This is a genomic window from Metabacillus mesotrionivorans (assembly GCF_052171315.1).
In the GTDB taxonomy this organism is placed as follows: domain Bacteria; phylum Bacillota; class Bacilli; order Bacillales; family Bacillaceae; genus Bacillus_P.
Genome location: NZ_JBQMFF010000001.1, coordinates 561,736 through 581,806 on the forward strand (window position 1 = coordinate 561,736; position 20,071 = coordinate 581,806).

23 protein-coding genes are annotated in these 20,071 nt (G+C 43.4%); 14 read left to right on the forward strand and 9 right to left on the reverse strand.

What is annotated here, in order from left to right; all coding sequences use genetic code 11:
• Positions 1-8: 8 nt before the first annotated feature.
• Together ACTSEZ_RS02805 and ACTSEZ_RS02810 are read left to right on the forward strand one after the other, a co-directional pair.
• Positions 9-164, forward strand: a complete 156-nt coding sequence (locus tag ACTSEZ_RS02805) for a hypothetical protein (protein WP_369732688.1) — start codon at positions 9-11, stop codon at positions 162-164.
• A gap of 807 nt (positions 165-971) precedes the next feature.
• Positions 972-2,690, forward strand: a complete 1,719-nt coding sequence (locus tag ACTSEZ_RS02810; protein WP_369732690.1) for a methyl-accepting chemotaxis protein — start codon at positions 972-974, stop codon at positions 2,688-2,690.
• Positions 2,691-2,713: 23 nt separating this feature from the next.
• On the opposite strand, the gene ACTSEZ_RS02815 is transcribed toward ACTSEZ_RS02810, so the two are convergent.
• Entirely contained in the window at positions 2,714-3,043 is a 330-nt protein-coding gene (locus ACTSEZ_RS02815) for a MerR family transcriptional regulator (RefSeq protein WP_029281840.1), read from the reverse strand.
• A 191-nt stretch (positions 3,044-3,234) separates the two neighbouring features.
• On the opposite strand from ACTSEZ_RS02815, the gene ykzB reads away from it, so the two are divergent.
• Complete coding sequence (ykzB, locus tag ACTSEZ_RS02820) at positions 3,235-3,390, forward strand: protein YkzB (protein ID WP_369732691.1); 156 nt, start codon at positions 3,235-3,237, stop codon at positions 3,388-3,390.
• Here ykzB and ACTSEZ_RS02825 read toward each other — a convergent pair.
• Positions 3,382-3,642, reverse strand: a complete 261-nt coding sequence (locus tag ACTSEZ_RS02825) for a hypothetical protein (RefSeq protein WP_369732692.1) — start codon at positions 3,640-3,642, stop codon at positions 3,382-3,384. The genes ykzB and ACTSEZ_RS02825 overlap by 9 nt on opposite strands.
• A gap of 151 nt (positions 3,643-3,793) precedes the next feature.
• Between ACTSEZ_RS02825 and ACTSEZ_RS02830 the strand changes: the two genes are divergently transcribed.
• The 3 genes from ACTSEZ_RS02830 (at position 3,794) to ACTSEZ_RS02840 (ending at position 5,339) form a co-directional block, all read left to right on the forward strand.
• Positions 3,794-3,985: a stress protein gene (locus tag ACTSEZ_RS02830; RefSeq protein WP_369732693.1), complete on the forward strand. Its 192-nt coding sequence runs from the start codon at positions 3,794-3,796 to the stop codon at positions 3,983-3,985.
• 217 nt (positions 3,986-4,202) lie between these two features.
• Positions 4,203-4,793, forward strand: coding sequence for a molybdenum cofactor guanylyltransferase (locus tag ACTSEZ_RS02835; protein ID WP_369732695.1), 591 nt, complete (start codon positions 4,203-4,205; stop codon positions 4,791-4,793).
• 87 nt (positions 4,794-4,880) lie between these two features.
• Positions 4,881-5,339 carry a MarR family winged helix-turn-helix transcriptional regulator gene (locus ACTSEZ_RS02840; protein WP_369732696.1) on the forward strand — a complete coding sequence of 153 codons (459 nt, stop codon included), beginning with the start codon at positions 4,881-4,883 and terminating at the stop codon, positions 5,337-5,339.
• Positions 5,340-5,384: 45 nt separating this feature from the next.
• On the opposite strand, the gene ACTSEZ_RS02845 is transcribed toward ACTSEZ_RS02840, so the two are convergent.
• Both ACTSEZ_RS02845 and ACTSEZ_RS02850 read right to left on the reverse strand, forming a co-directional pair.
• The gene (locus ACTSEZ_RS02845) at positions 5,385-6,215 is read right to left on the reverse strand and encodes a hypothetical protein (RefSeq protein WP_369732697.1); all 831 of its coding nucleotides are present in this window, start codon (positions 6,213-6,215) and stop codon (positions 5,385-5,387) included.
• Positions 6,216-6,308: 93 nt separating this feature from the next.
• Positions 6,309-8,156 (reverse strand): DNA ligase D, encoded by a 1,848-nt coding sequence (locus tag ACTSEZ_RS02850; protein WP_369732699.1) that lies wholly within the window; start codon positions 8,154-8,156, stop codon positions 6,309-6,311.
• Between the two features lie 72 nt (positions 8,157-8,228).
• Here ACTSEZ_RS02850 and ACTSEZ_RS02855 point away from each other — a divergent pair, with 72 nt between their 5' ends.
• The gene (locus ACTSEZ_RS02855; RefSeq protein ID WP_369732700.1) at positions 8,229-8,759 is read left to right on the forward strand and encodes a D-glycero-alpha-D-manno-heptose-1,7-bisphosphate 7-phosphatase; all 531 of its coding nucleotides are present in this window, start codon (positions 8,229-8,231) and stop codon (positions 8,757-8,759) included.
• A 19-nt stretch (positions 8,760-8,778) separates the two neighbouring features.
• Here the strand turns inward: ACTSEZ_RS02855 and ku are convergent, their stop codons facing one another.
• Positions 8,779-9,636, reverse strand: a complete 858-nt coding sequence (ku, locus tag ACTSEZ_RS02860; protein WP_369732701.1) for a non-homologous end joining protein Ku — start codon at positions 9,634-9,636, stop codon at positions 8,779-8,781.
• Between the two features lie 141 nt (positions 9,637-9,777).
• Between ku and ACTSEZ_RS02865 the strand changes: the two genes are divergently transcribed.
• A complete protein-coding gene (locus ACTSEZ_RS02865) occupies positions 9,778-11,286 on the forward strand; it encodes an aldehyde dehydrogenase family protein (protein WP_369732703.1) in 1,509 nt (502 codons plus the stop codon).
• Between the two features lie 213 nt (positions 11,287-11,499).
• Here ACTSEZ_RS02865 and ACTSEZ_RS02870 read toward each other — a convergent pair whose 3' ends face one another.
• Positions 11,500-12,273 carry an undecaprenyl-diphosphate phosphatase gene (locus ACTSEZ_RS02870; protein ID WP_369732705.1) on the reverse strand — a complete coding sequence of 258 codons (774 nt, stop codon included), beginning with the start codon at positions 12,271-12,273 and terminating at the stop codon, positions 11,500-11,502.
• Positions 12,274-12,463: 190 nt separating this feature from the next.
• Here ACTSEZ_RS02870 and ACTSEZ_RS02875 point away from each other — a divergent pair, with 190 nt between their 5' ends.
• A complete protein-coding gene (locus tag ACTSEZ_RS02875; protein ID WP_369732706.1) occupies positions 12,464-13,084 on the forward strand; it encodes a DedA family protein in 621 nt (206 codons plus the stop codon).
• 129 nt (positions 13,085-13,213) lie between these two features.
• Complete coding sequence (locus ACTSEZ_RS02880; RefSeq protein ID WP_369732707.1) at positions 13,214-14,017, forward strand: TerC family protein; 804 nt, start codon at positions 13,214-13,216, stop codon at positions 14,015-14,017.
• Positions 14,018-14,100: 83 nt separating this feature from the next.
• Here ACTSEZ_RS02880 and ACTSEZ_RS02885 read toward each other — a convergent pair whose 3' ends face one another.
• A complete protein-coding gene (locus ACTSEZ_RS02885; protein WP_369732708.1) occupies positions 14,101-14,274 on the reverse strand; it encodes a hypothetical protein in 174 nt (57 codons plus the stop codon).
• Between the two features lie 104 nt (positions 14,275-14,378).
• Between ACTSEZ_RS02885 and sigI the strand changes: the two genes are divergently transcribed.
• A complete protein-coding gene (sigI, locus tag ACTSEZ_RS02890) occupies positions 14,379-15,125 on the forward strand; it encodes an RNA polymerase sigma factor SigI (RefSeq protein WP_369732709.1) in 747 nt (248 codons plus the stop codon).
• Positions 15,122-16,288, forward strand: coding sequence for an anti-sigma factor domain-containing protein (locus ACTSEZ_RS02895; protein WP_369732710.1), 1,167 nt, complete (start codon positions 15,122-15,124; stop codon positions 16,286-16,288). The genes sigI and ACTSEZ_RS02895 overlap by 4 nt, the downstream gene beginning before the upstream one ends.
• Positions 16,289-16,386: 98 nt before the next feature.
• Here ACTSEZ_RS02895 and ACTSEZ_RS02900 read toward each other — a convergent pair whose 3' ends face one another.
• Entirely contained in the window at positions 16,387-16,593 is a 207-nt protein-coding gene (locus ACTSEZ_RS02900; protein WP_029281808.1) for an alpha/beta-type small acid-soluble spore protein, read from the reverse strand.
• Between the two features lie 129 nt (positions 16,594-16,722).
• Positions 16,723-17,394 carry a DUF1836 domain-containing protein gene (locus ACTSEZ_RS02905; protein WP_369732712.1) on the reverse strand — a complete coding sequence of 224 codons (672 nt, stop codon included), beginning with the start codon at positions 17,392-17,394 and terminating at the stop codon, positions 16,723-16,725.
• A 160-nt stretch (positions 17,395-17,554) separates the two neighbouring features.
• On the opposite strand from ACTSEZ_RS02905, the gene htpX reads away from it, so the two are divergent.
• The gene (gene htpX, locus ACTSEZ_RS02910; RefSeq protein ID WP_369732714.1) at positions 17,555-18,433 is read left to right on the forward strand and encodes a protease HtpX; all 879 of its coding nucleotides are present in this window, start codon (positions 17,555-17,557) and stop codon (positions 18,431-18,433) included.
• Positions 18,434-18,625: 192 nt separating this feature from the next.
• Entirely contained in the window at positions 18,626-19,972 is a 1,347-nt protein-coding gene (locus tag ACTSEZ_RS02915; RefSeq protein ID WP_369732716.1) for a TrkH family potassium uptake protein, read from the forward strand.
• Positions 19,973-20,071 lie beyond the last annotated feature (99 nt).

The window sequence follows — 20,071 nt, forward strand, 5'->3', positions numbered from 1 at the left end:
AATGATTTATGAAGAGACTATTAGTTGGATTAACCACTGGCGTATTCTCTCTGGCGTTTGCAGCGGGAGTTGGACTTTTCTCAGAACCTGACCATCCGAAAATTGTTTCTGAACCTGATCACCCGAAGATTGTTTCGGAGCCGGATCATCCTAAAATTGTTTAATTGACAAACATAGACTTTGGCCAGCGAGTCTGGCTTGATACCATTTTAGTCATGAAAAACCGAACTAGGGTAGCTAGTTTGGTTTTTTTTATGTTTAAAGCCTATGAATGGATTCGTATTTGTGTGTTTTTCTACTAGTGCTGCCGATTTTATTGAAAAGGATCCTCTTTTATGGCGTCATCCTTCGTAGTGCTGCCACTTTTAAAGGAGATGGCTCCTGGTTTATGGCGTCAATCGTTGGATTGCTGCCACTTTTAAAGGAGATGGCTCCTGGTTTATGGCGTCAATCGTTGGAGTGGTGCGACTTTTATTGGAAATGGCTCCTGGTTTGTGGCGTCATTCGCTGAAGTGCTGCGACTTTTATCGGAGATGGAACCTCGATAGTGGCTCGTTATCCTCTAACAGCACTTTCCCTCATCCTGCTCTAACCCGCCGTTGACAACACGAACCCTCGCCGATCGAGCCAAGTAAATGCTCTAATCCGCCTTTAACAACACTAACCCTCGCCGATTGAGCCAAGTAAATGCTCTAATCCGCCGTTAACAACACGAACCCTCGCCGATTGATTCATGTAAATGTTCTAATCCGCCGTTAACAACACTTACCCTCAACCTATGAACCCAGTAAGTGCTCTTAACCCGCCCTTAACAGCACTTCACCCAGTCCTCATCCCCCATCAACAGCTCTATTCATTCTTTTGACCTGCCGATTTGCTAAATATTCTGCCAAAATGGCCGATGTATGGTGTATAAGTCTTTTTGCACACATACATACTTGGCAGATTTGGTTAAAAAGGAGGGTCTGGATATGAGAAAGAGAAAAAGATGGAATTTTAACAAGAGGTCAAACCTTACATTGAAGGGAAAGCTGCTGGGGAGTTTTTCGATCATCATGGTGCTCAGCCTGCTGATGGCAGGATTTACGATTGCCGGGTTCACTATGGTCAACAGCCAGACGAAGAAAATTGTGCAGGAGGATATGCGGTCGCTGCTTGCAGAAGGCAAGCTCAGGGACAATATCACACAGCGGGTTTCTCTAATCAGGGCATATTTCATTTATGGAAAAGATGAATACAAAGATCAGTATTATGAATTGACGGAAGAAAGCAAATCTCTCCAGAAAAACCTGCTTGAACGGAGTGTGAATCCTAAAAGCAGGGAGCTTATGGAAAAGAGTTCAGAGTGGGAGAAGATGGTTGAGGAAGATGTGATTAAAAGCTTTGATTCCGGGATGAGAGTGACAGCCAATCAGACGTTGAGAGGCGATGTTCAGAATCTTGCGGATGAGCTTACAAATGGCTTTGACGCCCTGGCTGCAGAGCGTGAAAAATCGATTGTAAGAGATGGTGACGCCATCATCAGTCAGGGAAGATTGATCAATCTTCTTGGAATTGTTTTGTCTTTGCTTATTATCGGAGCGGGTATTTTTCTTTCTGTCCGGATTTCAAATGCCTTGACGAAACCAATTCATTCCATAGCAAAAAGGATGGAGGATATTTCAAAAGGACAGCTGAATCATGAGCCTATGTCCCTTGATTCGAAAGATGAAATTGGCAGTCTTGTCGCATCTGTAAATGAAATGAATGTGCAGCTGAGCGGAATTGTCCGGGACATTTCGGAAGCATCGGTTGTTGTTTCATCGCAAAGCGGTCAGCTGCAGGCTTCTTCAAAAGAGTTAAAAGCTGGAAGCGAACAAATTGCGTCAACGATGCAGGAGCTTTCATCGGGAGCTGAGACGCAGGCTTCTTCCGCTTCCGATCTTTCTGAAACGATGGGTGAACTGATGGAATCCATTTATGTCGCGAATCAAAGCGGGGAGGCTGTTGCAAAAGCATCTGCTGAAGTTCTCACTCATTCGTATACGGGGTATGAACTCATGAATGAATCTGTCAATCAGATGAACCGCATTAATGGACTTATGGAAACAACTGTTGAAAAAGTAGAGCATCTGGATGAGCAGTCAGAGAAAATTTCCACTTTGGTGGATGTCATTCAGAGCATCGCAGATCAGACAAATCTTCTTGCTCTTAACGCAGCGATTGAAGCTGCCAGAGCAGGGGAGCACGGCAGAGGGTTTGCGGTTGTGGCAGATGAGGTTAGAAAACTTGCTGAACAGGTTTCAAGCTCAGTTGTTGATATTAACAAGATTGTCAGCAATGTCCGTAAAGAAACAGAAGAGGTAGCTGAAAATCTGAAGGATGGATATAAGCAAATTATAAAAGGATCAGCATCCATCAGTCGGACAGGAGAGAGCTTTACCGAGATAAAAGAGTATATTGAAGAGATGTCGGGAAGAATCACGACCATTCAAAGGGATTTAAACCGTATTATGAAAAGCAGCGAAGTCATGAATGATTCCATTTCGAGTATTGCGTCAGTTTCAGAGGAGGCTGCGGCAGGGATTGAGCAGACTGCTGCTTCTGCTGAACAGTCAAGCCAGTCCATGGAAGAGATATCAGGACATGCTGATTCACTGGCTGCCGTCTCAACAAGACTTACACAGCTTGTAAACCGGTTTAAACTATAAAAAAATGAGGCGCAGCATGCGCCTCATTTTTTATTGCGGAAATGAAACTGAGCGTTTAGCTGGCCTTCAAGCATTTTTTTGCGGTAATCAGGATTTGAACGCATTTCCTTCTTGCGCATTTCTTTCAGGATTTCATTCGTCTGCACGCCGTCTTCACGTTTGTTGGCAATGTCCATTAATCGTTCTACATCCGAAAAAGAATACTTTCTTGTGCCTCTTGAGGTCCTCTGCGGAGAAATCAGATGCCTCTCTTCGTAATAGCGGATCTGGCGCAGAGATAAGCCGGTAAGCTCGCTTACAATCCCGATTGAAATCACTTTTTTATCTTTATATGAGTGGTCTTGCTGTTCCATTTTTCCACCCCGCACTTTCATTTCTTTTTCCAATTATACCTTATGGAAATGAGTTGAAGTGCACTTTTGTTAGAAAATCTAACATGAATTGTCAGGTTTATAAAAAACATTGTGAGTTTATTTAACAACAATGATGATTTATGAATCTTTTCTCATTACACTTGGATTAACAGATTGAAGGAGGAGACAGCATGGATTTGAAGAAGGCAGCTGAAATTGCCAGGAAGATTGTAGAACTGGATGTAAGGAGGGATGAAATGCTTGAGGATCTGCAGAATGAAATCGGAAAAGATGCGCATGAATTTCTGCGGTACATGCAAAACTCATGCCTGAAAAAATCATCCTGATTTTCTGGCCATTCGGGAAGGAAGAAAGTTCGTTAAAAAGTGACTGAGCTCAAAAAGATAGTCTTCTGTAAACATTGAGGTTACATCGCCGAAGCGGTCATATCTGTGTTCATAAGCACATAAAAGCAGCAGTTTCCCGGATTTGAATTCAGCAGTATACAGCTGCTCATTCTTCGGTTCACGTGTATTCAGAAAATAGATTTGATGCAGTTCATCACGTGTCCGATAAGCAATCGGTCGGATATGATTCATTGTCAAGCCTCCTCCATGTAATACTTTGAGACTAGTCTTGACCGTTTACGGCTTTTTAACACATTCAGCTGAACTTTTACACTGGCTTAACCGTGGACTAACAATCAGCGGGTAGAGTGATAACTAGACAGTTTGAAAGGAGAAGTGAAAAATGAGCAAATTGTTCCGGAAAGCTCTTGAAGATCAAAGGGTTTTTTACAGCAGGAAATTGAACTCGCTTGGCATATACGATGAAGAGGTGCTGAGCAGCATGACGCTGTCTGAATTAAAAAAGGAATATCAGTATTTTTACAGCAGTGTGCCTTTTATGAAACTCACCCATAAAAAACCTGTGCAGCCGTAGAATCCCGGTTTATACTCTTCATGGCGGGCAAAAATTGCAAAAACGATGCCATTCTTCTAATCAGCCTTCCTCATGAAATCCCGCCAAAAGCCGAGATGTTCTCCGGCTTTTTTTGCTGTCTGGAAAACGCGCGGTGCAGGAACAGAGGGAAAAGAGAAGATAGCCTCGAGATACGAAATTGTGGTAAGATGATTAAAAGAAGACTGCGGGGGAATTTATGACAGTTGCAGGTATTGTGCTGGCCGGAGGAATGTCGCGGCGCTTTCAGTCTGATAAGGCATGTGAACCATACAAAAACGGCACATTCCTCACGCATGTTTATTCGGAATTGAAAGCGGTATCAGATGTTGCTGCAGTCTCCGGACGAAAATTGAAACATCCTGAGATCACAAGTTTTGAAGACATTCCTCCATTTAAGGGACTTGGACCGCTTGCCGGAATTTACTCGGCTATGAAAATAGTAAAATCTGAATGGTACCTTGTCCTTGCTTGTGACATGCCGCTGATTGACCGGCAGACTCTCTCTGTCTTTACAGGGTTACAAACCGCCGGACATTCAGCTGTTGTACCTGTTATTCACGGAAAGGTTCATCCGCTTTGTGCAATGTACCATCGCTCGCTGCTTCCCGTGCTGCAGAAACAGCTTGAGGACAGAGAACTGAAAATGATGTCACTGCTGCATGCAGCCGAGCCGCTCATGCTCGATCAATCGCATTTTGACCGGCCTGACCGATTTGCAAATATCAATAAAAAAGAGGATCTGGCCTTATTGAATGAGCCAAAGTTCCAGCAGGAAAGAAGCCTTTAAAAAACAGTGTTTTCATAGTAAAATAATCCATATGGTTTTTTGAATTTTTAGATATCTTTACAATGTTAAGGTAAGAGGGCGATGAGAATGAAGTCTTATACAAATGAAGAACTTGAACTTGCACTGAATCTTTTTAAAACGTTTGCAAGGGCATTTAAGAGTGTTTCCGAACATTCAATCCGTGACAGCAAGGAACATGGGTTTAATCCGACAGAATTTTCGGTGCTTGAACTTCTTTATACGAAAGGTCCCCAGAAGCTTCAGCAAATTGGCTCGCGTCTTCTGCTTGTCAGCGGGAATGTTACCTATGTGATCGATAAGCTTGAAAAGAATGAATTTATATACAGGGAGCAGGATCCAAAAGACAAGCGTTCTGTTTATGCCAATCTTACTGAAAAAGGAAGAACCTACCTGGATGAGATCTATCCGGTACATACATTGCGAATGGCCCGGGCTTTCTCCGGCCTGTCCATCGACGAACAGCAGCAGCTGATGGCTTTGCTGAAAAAAGCAGGCGTACACAGTCAGCATCTGCTTTTCAGATAAAAAATCCCGAAAATCGGGATTTTTTATTTTGGCTGTATGCCTTAATCAGCCTGCGTGGGATCTGACAGCATTCTGTGTCCATTTCCACATCAGGCAGCTCACTGCGATAAAGAACAGGTGGAGCGCTGCGAACGAGGCGAAGCCGGTGTGATAGGAAAATAATCCATTTTCCAGCAGGAAATAGTGTATGCAGAGAAGGATAAGAAAAAGCAGCAGCTTGATGACTCTGCGGCGGATAAGGACAATCAGTGTGTAAAAAACGCACGCAATGCTGAAAAAGACAGAGTTTGCTGCAAGATGATCACGGACGGGATTATCAAACAAGCCCGGCTGAAACAAATACATGGTAAGCGGAACGGTTGCTGCCCATGTGAGTGTTAAGGATATGCTCAAATTCATAAAGTAAAGGCCCAGTTTGGCAGCGGGGCGGTTATTTTTTTTCAGCAGCCTGTACCACCAGGATGAAATGAGAAAGGCGGCAGGAAGCAGCAAAGTTGTATAGTAAACTTTCCACCAGTGATGTTCATAAATCCCCAAATGCAAAAAGGAAACTTCCACAGCTGACATGCCAAAACTGATCAGCAGCATCACCGGAAAGGTGAGCCTGTAAAATGCGGCTGTGACACCAATCATCGGGACAATCATGAGCTGGCTGAAAATAGAACCAAATGAGCTGTCTGAGAAAGGGTCGCTGAAAACTTCCGGTTTATATGTATAAGAATGTAAGAAAACAAAGATGAAAACTTCAAAAATAATCGCAAGCCCCGCATTTAACAGCCATAGAGGAACGAGCATGGGACGGTCTTTTTGTGCATTTGCATAAGCAAGCGCTGCGGTTGCTGTGAAAAGGAGAAAGAACCAAAAAAAATTCGGCATAGGTCAGGCCTCATTTATATAAGAGTATGACTTATTTTTGTCATTCTCCAGGTGAATTATGTTTGGATTAACAGATTCGGAATGATGACGCTGTTATCCTTTTGATTTTTGCTCCTCAATAAAATGCAGGATTTGCTTTATCACTTTATCCTGCGGAGAGGAAAAGAAGTCTGCAAAGGGACAGGACATATCCTGCAGGCGATCGGCAACTGTGTTCATTGTATACCAGTCAGGCTTCAGACCGTCCTTTACTTCCTCCCAATAGAGCGGTGCTGCTGCAAAGGCTCCTGCAGGATTGCCCCTGAGAGAATAAGGTGAAATGATGGTCTTGCCTTCAGCATGCTGAATATAATCGATATACAGCCTGTTTCCGCGCTTTTTCTTCAGGCGTTCAACCGTAAATGCATCAGGAAATACCTGTACAAGATAAGAAGCAATAAATTCTGTAAAGCTTCTCGTCTGCTCGTAGGAAAATGTCCCCTCCGTTATGGGGATGTGAATCTGAATGCCTTTTCCTCCTGAAAGCTTTGGAAAAGACTTAAGAGAGAATGATTCAAATAGTTTATGCATTTCAAGAGCCGCTTTTACAGCAAGTCCAAATTCATTTCTTGAAGGAGGGTCTAGGTCAAATACGATTTCATTTGGCTGATGGGATTTCCGGGTCTGAAAGGGAACGTGAAATTCGATGGCACCCTGGTTGCCCAGCCACAATAAAGTGGAGGGGTCATTGCAGAGAATGTACTGGATTCCTTCATGTAAGGATGTTTGAATAAAATCCGGCGCGTAGTCAGGGCAGTTTTTCTGATAAAAAGCTTCATCAGAAGTGCCGTGCGGATAGCGGATGACAGTCAAATGTTTATTCTCAAGAAAGGGGAGCATGCTTTCAGAAACATCAAGCAAGTAAGCAAGATAATCTTCCTTTGATCTTACCGGATTGTTCCAAAGAGGCTTGTCTGGGTGAGTAAGCTGAACGTCTTCATGAACGGAAACCGCATGTACTTTAAGCTGTGACCATGTGCAGAGTTCAGGAGCAAGGTCAAATCTGAACGCATGAAATGAAGGCTCCCGCAGCTGATTTTTGTACAGTCCGAGAAATTGAAGTTCCACACAGATTGCTGGAGCAATAGTAATCCATTGGGAATCTTCCTTTTCTTTATTTTGTCTGAGAATCTCCACAAGGGATTCTCTTTCCTCACCCTCAAGCCCGTGGGAAAACACACCGGCTTCCTTAATCGTGCCTTGATCGTAAGTGCCTGCTTTAAAGTAGCCGTTTTTCTTGTCATATCCGATAATAAATACATGGCCATATTTATAGTTTTTTATTTTGAGCCAGTTTTTCGTGCGGATGCCTGCCTTCCACCTGCTGTTTAGATCTTTCGCCAGAATTCCTTCTGAATCGTGGCGTATGGCATCCTTAAACAGGGCATCTCCGTCTGAGAAAGAGGGGACATATTGTATGCGGCCTTCCCCGGGTGCAGGGGTAAGCGGAAAACCGCATGCTTCCGACAGAGAGGACAGTTTCTCCTTTCTGATCCTGAGAGGGGAGGCCGAAAAGTTTTCACCTGCGCACTCTACAAGATCAAACACTAAAAACGTACACGGATCAGTATGTACTGCACGCTGGATATTCTCTTCTTTTTTCAGCCTTCCCCGCTTTTGAATCTTCTCAAAAGATGCTTTGTGTGAACTTTGCAAAATGGTAAGTTCCCCGTCAAGTGTACAAGGCATAAACGGCTGAAACTTGGAAAAGCTTGAACGGACAGCTTCTATGATTTCGGGGAAAAGAGGAGCAAGGTCTTTTCCGTTTCGGCTTGTAAAGGAAATGGCTGATTCTGAGATGGAAAGCAGGGCTCTGAATCCGTCATATTTTATTTCAAAGCTCCACTGGCTTCCTTCAGGCCTCTTTACAGAAAGGGATGGAAGCATTGGTTTTACATACATAAGCAGACTTCCTTTGCTTTTTATTACTCTTACTATTTCTTATTAACGATTCGTTTATGAAAGGATGTTCTAATGATGAAAGCCGTATTTTTGGACCGTGATGGTGTGATAAACGAAGTGCTTACGGAAAGGGTCCGCTTTGTGAACAATCCCTCTCAGCTTTACCTGCTCGACGGTGCTGCAGAGGGAATAAGGATCCTTTGTGATAAGGGCTATAAAGTGTTTGTCGTCACTAATCAGGGAGGAGTTGGACTTGGGTATATGAAAGAGGCTGTCCTAAAAGATATCCACCGGAAAATGGTTGAAGAGATTGAAAAAGCAGGGGGGAGAATCGAAGAAGTCGCCTATTGTGCACATTCCCCGCATGCCGGCTGCGAGTGCAGAAAGCCCGGGTCCCTCATGATTACAGATCTTGCTGAACGGCATGGTCTTACAATAGAAGAAAGTTACATGATCGGTGACAGGGATGTGGATATAATGGCCGGAAAAAGAGCGGGAACCAAAACAATTTTGGTTGGCTCATCTGATCATGGTGCGGATATGACTTTTCCTTCTCTGCTGGATGCCGCTAAATGGATTGGAAGACAGCAGGAATCCCGCTGATCGCTCAGCGGGACTGTCCTTACGCTTTTTTTCTGGCAGTTTTTGTTTTTTTGCCGGCTGCCGCTTTTTTCTTCGTTTTTGCAGCTGTTTCTTTTGCTGCCGGTTTTTCCTTGGATTTGTCGATGCTTGCCTGAAGGGCGCTCATCAAGTCAACGACATTTTCACGGGGAGCATCTGCAGGTGTTTTGCCCTCATTTTTGCCGGCTTTTTTCTGAATCAAATTCAGAAGCGCTTCCCGGTAGTCATCTTTATAAGATTCTGGGCTGAAAGAGGTTGTCAGCTGGTCAATGAGCATGATCGCTGTATCAAGTTCCTTTTCCCCAATATCTGTCTTCTCCGGAACACTTGGCACATCTGATGCTTTTCTGACTTCGTCCGGATAATGAATGGTCTCCATCACAATCGTATTCTGGTATACCCTCAGAACGGCGAGCTGCTGTTTTGAACGGATGGTCATTTCTGCAACACCGATTTTACCTGATTTCAGCAGGGCCTCGCGCAGAAGAGAATAGGCTTTTGCTCCATTTTCACCGGGGCCGATAAAATAGGAGCGATTAAAGTAAATCGGATCAATTTCATCAAGGTTGACAAAATCGATGATTTCAACCGCTTTATCCTCAAGCTCCTGCTTGAGCTGTTTGAGTTCGTCTTCTTCCAGGATGACAAATTTTCCTTTTACGTATTCGTAGCCTTTTACAATCTCATCATTTCCGACTGCTTCATCACAGTTCGGGCATTTCTTTTCATATTGAATGGGCGTATGGCATTTACTGTGCAAATTCCTCAGCTTCACATCTTTATCTTCAGTAGCGGCATATAATTTAACCGGTATATTGACCAGTCCAAAACTGATGGATCCTTTCCACATCGTGTGCATGTCAGATCTCCTGCTTTCCTTGATGATATATCATTAGGTTTGCCAGAATTTCTGTGATAATGTGCAGGTTCCATACAGCTGTTTATTGTTTATGATCTTTTTAAATGGGAATATTTCTAGAAAAGAACAGGAGGGGAAGCCATGGAGCAAAGCAAAACTGCGGCAGACTTAAACCCGGCTGGAATTGCAGGGGCAGGAGCCATTGATCAGACATCTGATTTCCGCATCAGCCAAATCATGAATTCTTCTAGAAGAGCGTTTGCCTCTTGGAGAGAGAAAAGTGCAGGAGAACGGCTATCTTATCTGAAAAAGCTGAAACACGTTCTGATTGACCATATGGACGAATGCATTGAGGTTCTCGCAGCAGACACCGGAAAAGTAAAAATAGAAGCGGTTACAGCAGATTTGATGCCCGTCCTTGACACATTATCCTTTCTTGAAAAAAATGCTGAAAAAAGTTTGAAGGCGAGGCGTGTTAAGACGCCGATCCACTTTATCGGGAAAAAAAGCTACATTGAATATATGCCAAGAGGAGCCGCTCTGATTATCTCTCCCTGGAATTATCCCCTCCAGCTCGCACTCGTGCCAGTCGTAAATGCTCTTGCAGCAGGAAATACTGTTATTTTGAAGCCTTCGGAAATTACCGCTGAAACAGGATTGTTTATTGAAAAAACCGTTCAGCTCGCAGGTTTTCCGGATGGAGTCATTCAGGTGGTTCATGGAGGAAAGGAAACCGGGCAGGCGCTAGTTAAAGCTAAACCGGATTTTATCTTTTTTACAGGATCTGCTGCTGCAGGCAAGAAGATTCAGGAAGAAGCCGCAAAGACCCTCATTCCCGTTACATTGGAGCTCGGAGGAAAGGACCCCTTCATTGTTTTTGAAGATGCAAATCTTGAAAGAGCAGCTAAGGCAGCTGCATGGGGTTCCTTCACAAACAGCGGGCAGGTCTGCATGAGTACAGAGAGAATTTATGTGCAGGAGGATGTGTATGAAACATTTCTTGACCTGCTCGTTTCTGAAACAGTCAAGCTGAAGCAGGGGCGTGGTGAGGATGATGATATCGGAGCGATGACACATCCGTCGCAGCTTTCAGTTATAAAGGACCATGTGGAAGATGCTGTTGCGGGAGGGGCACGACTCATTGCAGGGGAACTTCCTGAAAACTGGAAGCTGTCTGAAGGCCTGTTTATCAATCCGATGGTTTTTGCAGACGTAAAGCAGCATATGAAAATCATGCAGGAAGAAACCTTTGGGCCTGTTGCAGCTGTCATGCCGTTTCAATCTGAAGATGAGGCCATTGCTCTCGCGAATGATTCAGTCTACGGGCTGAATGCAAGCGTCTGGAGCAAAGATCTTGAAAAAGCTAAGCGTGTTACTTCAAGACTTGAAACTGGAAACGCCGTTATTAATGATGTGATGATGTCCATAGCCAACCAGCATCTCCCGTTTGGAGGAGTGAAACAAAGCGGAATCGGAAAGTATCACGGCAAGGACGGAATCCGCCGCTTTTGCCATGAAAAATCTGTCATGGTGGACAGTGGCAGAAAAAAGACAGAGATGCAGTGGTATCCGTATAAAAACAAGTATAACAAAGTAAAGTCGCTTTTAAAGATGCTCTACGGCAGGAAAAGAAACAGAAAGTCACGCTAAAAAACAGCGGGAGAACCTCCGCTGTTTTTTTCTGTTTGTAAGGAAATTATAAAGAATAAAAGACTGTGGATAGCATAACAAATTTATCTTCGGCAAGCGTAAGCTCCTAAATCCTCTGTCAGAACCAATCCGTCAAAAAAGGCGGGAACCGGACTCTTCCGCCGGATTTTTATCTGCCTATCGGAGCGGGCCTTGGCGCTTGCGCTTTTGTTCTTATCCCTTAAACTGAATGAACAGAATGACCGCTCCTAATATCCAAACGTAAACCGCAAAGCCCCTCAAAGAATGTTTCTTCACAAATTGGATCATCCACTTAACAGCCACATATCCTGTCAGGGCAGCACTAAGCGTAGCAACGAAAAGAGGGAAGAAGCCAATAGTCGCCGCCTCTCCGGAAAATAAATCGGATGCCTGAAAAAGAATAGCTCCGAATATAGCCGGAATCGACAGCAGAAACGAAAAATAAGCAGCTGTTTCTTTGTCAATTCCTCTCATAAGAGCCCCGACGATCGTCATTCCTGATCTTGAAATGGCAGGGAAGATGGCGAGAGCCTGAAAGGAACCGATAAAAAAGGCATCAAAAATGGTGAGGTCATCGAGTTTTTTTGCTCCTTTTTTTATGGAATCAGCAAACCATAAAAATGCTCCGGTAATAAGAAACTCCCATCCGATCGTTGCCCCTGATTTGCTGATGCCGTCAAAAAAATCGCTGATGAAAACACCCGCCGCCACCGCAGGCAATGTTCCCGCAACAAGTAAGAGAGTTAATTTGCTGAATGGCTGTTTCAAAAGCCTCCATAATATATCTTTGTAAAAGACGATCAGAGCAATAAATGTGCCAATGTGAAGCATCGTATCGAGAAAGATCCCGCCGTCCTTCATGCCAAAAAGCATTCTGCCCAAGTAAAGATGACCAGTTGAACTGATGGGAAGAAATTCCGTCAGTCCCTGAATGACGCCCAAAATAAATGCCTGTATCCAGTCCATTTTCATCACCCCTGTAAAATAAGCGTTCATAAAAATGCAAAATAAAAGTATTGTAAAGTTGTCCCTTTTTAATGGTATGTATAGTATGATAACTTGTAGAACTGAAAGGCTGATTTGTGCGGCTGCTTCTGATAAGAAGGAAAGTACTGTGCGTAATCGATGCCTGTAATAAAGGAGTCTGGAACTGAATATGGAACATTACATACTTGCTTTTATTGAGTACTTTAAAGACCTCTCCTATTTTGGGGTGCTTTTTGCTCTATGTTTTGAATTTGTGCCTGCCGAGATTGTTCTTCCGCTCGCCGGATACTGGGTGTATCAGGGAGATATGCTGCTGTGGGGCACTGTGCTTGCCGGCACGATCGGCGGAACAATCGGTCCGCTTACCCTTTATGCACTTGGCCGCTATGGTGGAAGACCTTTTCTGATTAAATATGGAAAATACATGTTTATCAACGAAGAAAATCTCGCTAAGGCCGATTTGTTCTTTGAGAAAAACGGAGCTATGGTAGCTTTTACGGCAAGGTTTCTGCCAGGGGTCCGAACGCTGATCTCCATTCCGTGCGGCATGGCAAAAATGAACGTCTGGGTATTTTCCATCTATACCTTTGCAGCCATGCTGCCGATCACATTCCTGTATGTTTATCTCGGATTTAAACTTGGGGATAAATGGGAACAGGTAGGCGGAATGGCCAACGATTATTTGCTTCCTGCCGCTGCAGTAGTCGTAGCTGCTTTTATTTTGTACAAATTCTTCACACGAAAAGCGGTCAAGCCCTCAGCAATTTCACAGGATAAGAAAATCAGCTGAAAAACTTGCTGCATCCTGACATGGATTTCCTAAAACATCTTTTCCAGCATAAGGAAAAGATGTTTTTTTTGATAAGAGTGATAGGAAATTGGGTATATAGAGAAAATACAGATATAGGAGGAATGTTGAATGGATGTTGCCCTTTTGCTTGAATACGGGTGGGTATTGCTTGTTTTAATTGCACTGGAAGGAATTCTTGCGGCAGACAATGCTCTTGTTATGGCCGTCATGGTTAAGCACCTTCCGGATGATCAAAGGAAGAAAGCTCTGTTTTACGGGCTTGCAGGAGCGTTTGTCCTGAGGTTCGGCTCGCTTTTTTTAATTTCTTTTTTGGTCGATGTCTGGCAGGTACAGGCAATAGGGGCTGTTTATCTGCTGTTTATTGCCATAAATCATTTAGTGAAGAAATTTATTTTAAAGAAAGATTCTCATGATGATAAGGACAGAAAAGAATCAGGGTTTTGGATGACGGTTCTTAAAGTGGAACTTGCAGACATTGCGTTTGCGGTCGATTCCATCCTTGCGGCAGTCGCACTGGCAGTAACACTGCCTGCAACGGGTCTGCCGGAAATCGGAGGTCTGGATGGCGGCCAGTTTGCCGTCATTTTGGCCGGGGGCATCATCGGCCTGATTATCATGAGATTTGCAGCGAGCTATTTTGTCGCCCTGCTCCAAAAACGTCCGAGTTTAGAAACCGCTGCGTTTGTGATTGTGGGCTGGGTAGGAGTGAAGCTTGCTTTGTACACGCTCGCTCACCCGGATATTAATATTATTGATAAACATTTCATTGAATCTGCAACATGGAAGCTTATCTTCTGGATTGTACTTGCAGGAATTGCTGTTGCCGGATGGTTTCTGTCCAAAGATGAAAGCAGCCGCCCGGAAACAGAAGAAGAGAAGCTTGTAGAAAAAGCTGAAGACCGCCTTGATTAAGCACCCTTAACGGGGTGTTTTTTTATTGATGAAAAATGACATTTTGTGGATATAATAGACGTTTTATATTAAAATTTTTACAATTAATCAACTTTTACCCTGGATTTCCTCCCTTGTCTGTAACCTTTTTGTAAAAAAACTAATATTACACCCTCAAAACCCAAACTTGCTTCGTAGCTGTTTAGTAAGAAAAAAGAAAGGAGAACAATCATAATAGATTCTTCATCTGCTGCTTCATCAACGCCTGATAGGTTCATCTTTACCTCATGGCTCTCACGATTCCAAATTTCTTCCTTTGCGCTCTCAGGGCAAATTAGCTATGATTATACGAAGTAATATGGGAGAACTGAGGTGAGAACCGGTGCTTAGCCTGTTGTTTAAACTTGGCAAAAAGAAACCAACTTTAGAAGAAACCGTCCTGCAGATCCAGGACGGCGACACACAATTGCAGAACACATTAATTGACCAGTATAAACCTTTCGTGGCAAAAACCGTTTCTTCGGTCTGCAAAAGGTATATTGATGAAAAAGACGATGAATTCAGCATTGGATTAATTGCCTTTAATGAGGCCATTGAAAAATATTCAACTGAAAAGGGAAGTTCGCTGCTTGCTTTTGCCGAATTGATTATAAAGAGAAAAGTCATTGACTATATTCGGAAAGAAGCAAGAAACGCCCAGACAGTAAATATTGATCTTCAGGAACACGAAGAAGGCGAGGCTTCGCAGAGCAAGATTGAAGCGGAGCTGTCCGTTGAAGAGCATCAAAAGCTCATTGAACAGGAGCAGCGAAGGGAAGAGATTGTGTATTTCCATAAAGTGCTCCAGGAATTCGGCCTTTCTTTTTCAGAGCTGATGGAGAATTCTCCAAAACATATGGACGCAAGGCAAAATGCAATAAAAGTAGCTCAAGTTCTGATTGAGCACGATGAGCTGAGGCGGATTCTGTTTGCCAAAAAACAGCTTCCTGTTAAACAGCTTGAATCGCTTGTATCTGTCAGCCGCAAAACAATAGAGAGAAACAGAAAATATATTATTGCCATGACAATAATTTTATCGGGGGATTACGTTTATCTGAAAGACTATATAAGAGGGGTGCTTCAATCATGAAAAAAGGGATCGTCGTTGACCGTAATGATGATTATGTTACATTGCTTACCCCTGATGGACAATTTTTGAAAGCAGCAAAACAAAAACGTTCATACGAGCTGGGTGAGGAAATTACTTTTTTTCAGCTTTCAGATACAAGCGAAAGAGCATCAAAATCAGTAAGTATTTTTAATCTGCGCGGAATTCGAAACGGGTTAATCGCAGTGGCAGCTCTTATTCTTATCTTTTTTACCTTGCTGCCCGTTTTGAATGACGACAGGGTATATGCTTATATGACGATTGATATCAATCCAAGCTTTGAGCTTCAATTAAACGAAGAGCTTAAAGTCATAAGGATTGAACCCATGAATGAAGATGGGAAGGCTATGCTTGCCGAACTGAAAGACATGAATAAAAGCAGTGTATCAGATGTCTTTTCAACCATTGTGGACAAAAGCAGATCTCTCGGCTATTTAACAGACGATAAGGAGATCTTTGTGACGACGGTAACAGCAGATGACAAGCATGAAGAGACAAAAAAGAAAATGCTTGCAGATGTTGTGCGCCTGAAAGAGTCATACAAGGAACAAAGCCTGAATGTTCAGGCGGTAGAGACAGATGTTGAAACACGCAATAAAGCAGTGGAACAAGGGATTTCTACTGGTAAATATGTAAAACTGCAAAAAACAGAAGAAGCTGATCCTGCAGAAAAAGAAGATGCGGAAAAGCGCAATGAAGAGGAAAAGGCTGATAAAGAGACAGAACCAGCCAAACCGGAATCTGCTGAAACAGTTCCTCCTGTTAAAGAGCCAGCACCTCCGACAAAAAAGGATCAGGAACCGCCCGCTTTGAAAGAGAACAAAGAGAAGGAAATCAACAAAAAGCCCGCTGTGCCAGATCCGCCTAAAGAAAAAGAAACATCGATGAACACAAATAAACAGGCAGCTAAAGCAAAAGCCGAAGCTGAAAAAGCAAGAAAAGAAGCTGAAAAAGCAAGAAAAGAAGCAGATAAAGCAAGTAAAGAAAGAGAGAAAGAAAAAAAGCGGAATGAAGAAAAATCCCGTGAAGACGATGATGACGAGAGAGACGGCGACAGCCGCGACCGGGATGATGACCGCGAGGAAGATGAAGACAACGACAATGACGATGACGATAATGAGGGGTCAAGATCTGATCGTGATTGAAACATAGGGTGCCGCGAAAGCGAAACGGACCGGATAGGCACCTGCTACATACATAGAAAGAAGATAACCGCAGGAGGATTCCTGCGGTTTTTGCCATATTATTCAGTTTTAGAAGCTTGTCCTCCAAGACCTGCCTGTGCTTGTGCGACCAGGCGCTTCGTGATTTCTCCTCCAACAGAACCGTTAGAGCGTGCAACTGTATCAGAACCAAGCGTAACGCCGAATTCCTGCGCAATTTCATATTTAATTTGATCCAGGGCCTGTTCAATCCCAGGAACAAGCAATTTATTGCTGCTGCGTGCCATTATCCTCAACTCCTTCATAAAAGTTTGCAGCCATAGGGCTGTGTTTATAGTCTTGTTTCAAACGGACAATCTATACTGGCAATTGTGCCCTATGATATGAGGTGAAGGGGTTGAGTAAATGACATTTATTTAAAAATGCTCCTGCAGAAACAGGCGGGTTCGTTTCTGAAGATAGGATGTGATGACGGAAAGCACGGTAATCGTTAAAATATCCTTTACCTGATTCCAGTCATCTTCCGGAAGATCCTGAAAAAGGTCATGAGCCGCCTGTATTTGATCCTGAACATCCTTTTCGAGCTCATGTTCAGAAAGCGAGAATACCGTGATCGATTCCATACGTTCAAGAATTGTCCCGTAAGCCGAGTAATAACGCAAGGGCGAAATCAAATCATCACTTCGGTCCGATAATGTATTAAACAGAAGCTTCAGCAAATGCCTGATCGTATCAAAATCAAATGCTGATTTCAGGTCTCTCACAATGAGGAGGATCGCTGCTTGTTCGATTGAATATTTTTTGCCGTGTTCAGGTGAACCGATCAGCTCTTTCATATCCCTCTTTATCCAATTCTGAATCGATGTGGACTTTAAAGAAGTCAGTTCGCACAGTTTTGCAAGTGAAACAATTTCATTTGATGAAAGTCCTCTTGGAAGAGGCTTGGAGCTTCTGATGAAATCAGGAAAATCAGACGGGTCGATCCCGATTTCTTTCAGGACAGATGCCGGAGCCGCATCGCTTTCGCCCTGCAGAGTGAAAAGCAGTTTGGCCATTTCTGAGCGTTTCAGCTGTATTTTCATGGGCATCACCTCTTTGTCATTTAAGTTCTGTTCAGTAAGCAGTCATTTTTCGATCGTGCTGCATAACATTACCAAGTGCTTAGTATTTGCGATTATCCCTCTTCATTCTTTATACTATAAATTATAATATAAGTTCAAATGAACTCAAAATCTTTGGGGGTGCAAGATGGCAAAACGTATCTTTTTGTTCCTTTTAACAAATATTCTCGTATTGACAACAATAGGAATTGTCTTATCTATTCTTGGAGTTGGCTCCTATGTAACGGCTGGAGGTGGAATCGATCTCATCAGCCTGCTCGTATTCAGTGCTGTTGTAGGTTTCTCCGGCTCATTTATATCTCTGTTAATGTCAAAGTGGATGGCAAAAATGATGATGGGCGTAAAGGTTCTGAAACCGGATCAAAATTTATCGGCATATGAGCGAAACCTCGTAGAACGCGTTCACAGACTTGCAAGAGCTGCAGGCATCAGAAAAATGCCTGAAGTAGGCATCTATCAGTCACGTGAGGTCAATGCGTTTGCAACGGGTCCATCTAAAAATAATTCTCTCGTTGCCGTTTCCACCGGACTGCTTGAAGAAATGGATGACGCTGCAGTTGATGGCGTTCTTGCCCATGAAGTTGCCCATATCTCAAATGGCGATATGGTAACAATGACTCTGCTGCAGGGTATCGTCAATACATTCGTAGTCTTCCTGGCAAGAATTGCGGCTTGGGTTGCCTCCAGGTTTGTTAGAGAGGACATGGCGCCAATTGTTCATTTTATTGCGGTTTTAGTGTTCCAAATCCTGTTTTCCATTCTTGGAAGCCTCGTCGTTTTTGCTTTCTCCCGCCACAGAGAATTCCACGCGGACAAGGGAGGAGCCGATTTGGCAGGCAAGGACAAAATGGTGCACGCTCTGCGTATGCTGAAAGGATACACGCAGCGGATCAGCAGCGATCAATCTTCTGTTGCATCATTGAAGATAAGCGGGAAACGCGGGCTTGCCCTCTTTTCAACCCATCCTGACCTTGATGAGAGAATCCGCCGTTTAGAAGCAAAATAACCTGGGTATGAATCTGAGGAGATGCTGTCTCCTCTTTTTTTTGTTTACTCAACCGCAAAGTATGTTTTTGTCTTCACATGTTGAAAATGAAAGCAGGCAAGATAAATTTTGGACAACCCCTTTTCATTCGGCCGGGTTTTCATTATGATAGAGAACATGCAGTTCACCCTAAAAATTTAAGGAACGATATCCATGACCCGAACTAGAACCTTTTTCCAATCATTAACGCCTTTTCAGCTGATTGTAGCTTATTATGCCATAGCCGTCTCCGTTTCAGTTGGTTTGCTGAGCCTGCCTGTTGCCCACCAGGAGGGAGTGCAATGGACGTTTATGGACGGTCTGTTTACAGCTGTAAGTGCTGTAAGCGTGACAGGCCTCAGTGTCATAACGGTAGCAGATACCCTGACTGTCCCCGGCATTTTTATTCTGATGTTTGTGCTGCAGTTCGGGGGGATTGGCGTCATGACACTTGGAACATTTGTCTGGCTGATTGTCGGAAAACGCATTGGCCTGAGAGAAAGAAGACTGATCATGGCTGATCAAAATCAGTATTCTCTTTCGGGAATCGTCAACTTGATGAAGCAGGTCCTGTTTTTAATATTGATTATTGAGTTTTGCGGCGGCATGATTCTTGGAACCTACTTTTTAAAATACTACCCGACTTGGCAGGAGGCGTATTTGCACGGTTTTTTTAATTCTGTCAGTGCTACTACAAACGGAGGCTTTGATATTACAGGAGCATCCATGATTCCATATGCAGACGATTATTTCATTCAGTTTGTCATCATCCTTTTAATTACGCTTGGAGCGATTGGATTTCCTGTGCTGATAGAAGTGAAAACCTTTCTTTTCAGCAAAAAAGGCAAATACAGATTTACTCTTTTTACAAAGCTGACGACTGTTACATATACCTTGCTCGTTATCGGCGGAACGATTATGATCGCTCTGCTTGAGTATCAGTTTTTTTTCAGCGGGAAAAGCTGGCACGAAAGCTTTTTTTATTCCTTGTTCCAGTCAACCGCCACACGAAGCGGGGGACTCGCAACGATGGATGTCAGCCTGTTTTCTGAAGCCACGCTGCTCGTCATGTGTGCGCTGATGTTTATCGGGGCTTCCCCAAGCTCTGTTGGGGGCGGGATCAGGACAACGACATTTGCTTTAAATTTGCTTGCTCTTTATCACTTTGCCAAAGGCAACAAAACCATTAAGATCTTTAAACGCGAACTTCATGAAGATGATGTGAAAAAATCACTCGTCGTCACGCTGATGGCCTTTGTCCTTTGTTTTGGTTCCGTGTTTATTCTTTCAATCACAGAAAAATTCACGCTCATTGAAATCATTTTTGAAGTTTGTTCGGCATTCGGAACAACAGGGTTATCGATGGGAATTACAGCAGAGCTGAGCACAATAGGAAAATGCATCATTATGATCTTAATGTTTATCGGACGGATTGGGATTGTTACGTTCATTTACATTATCGGATCAAAAGCATCAAAACCAAATTATCACTATCCGAAAGAACGTGTTATTATCGGGTGACGAAGGATGAAGCAGACAGGGAGACTGTCTGCTTTTTGCTGTTTACAACGCACAGTTCAGGAAAATCTTCCCTTGCCTGTGCTATACTTTAGCTAATAC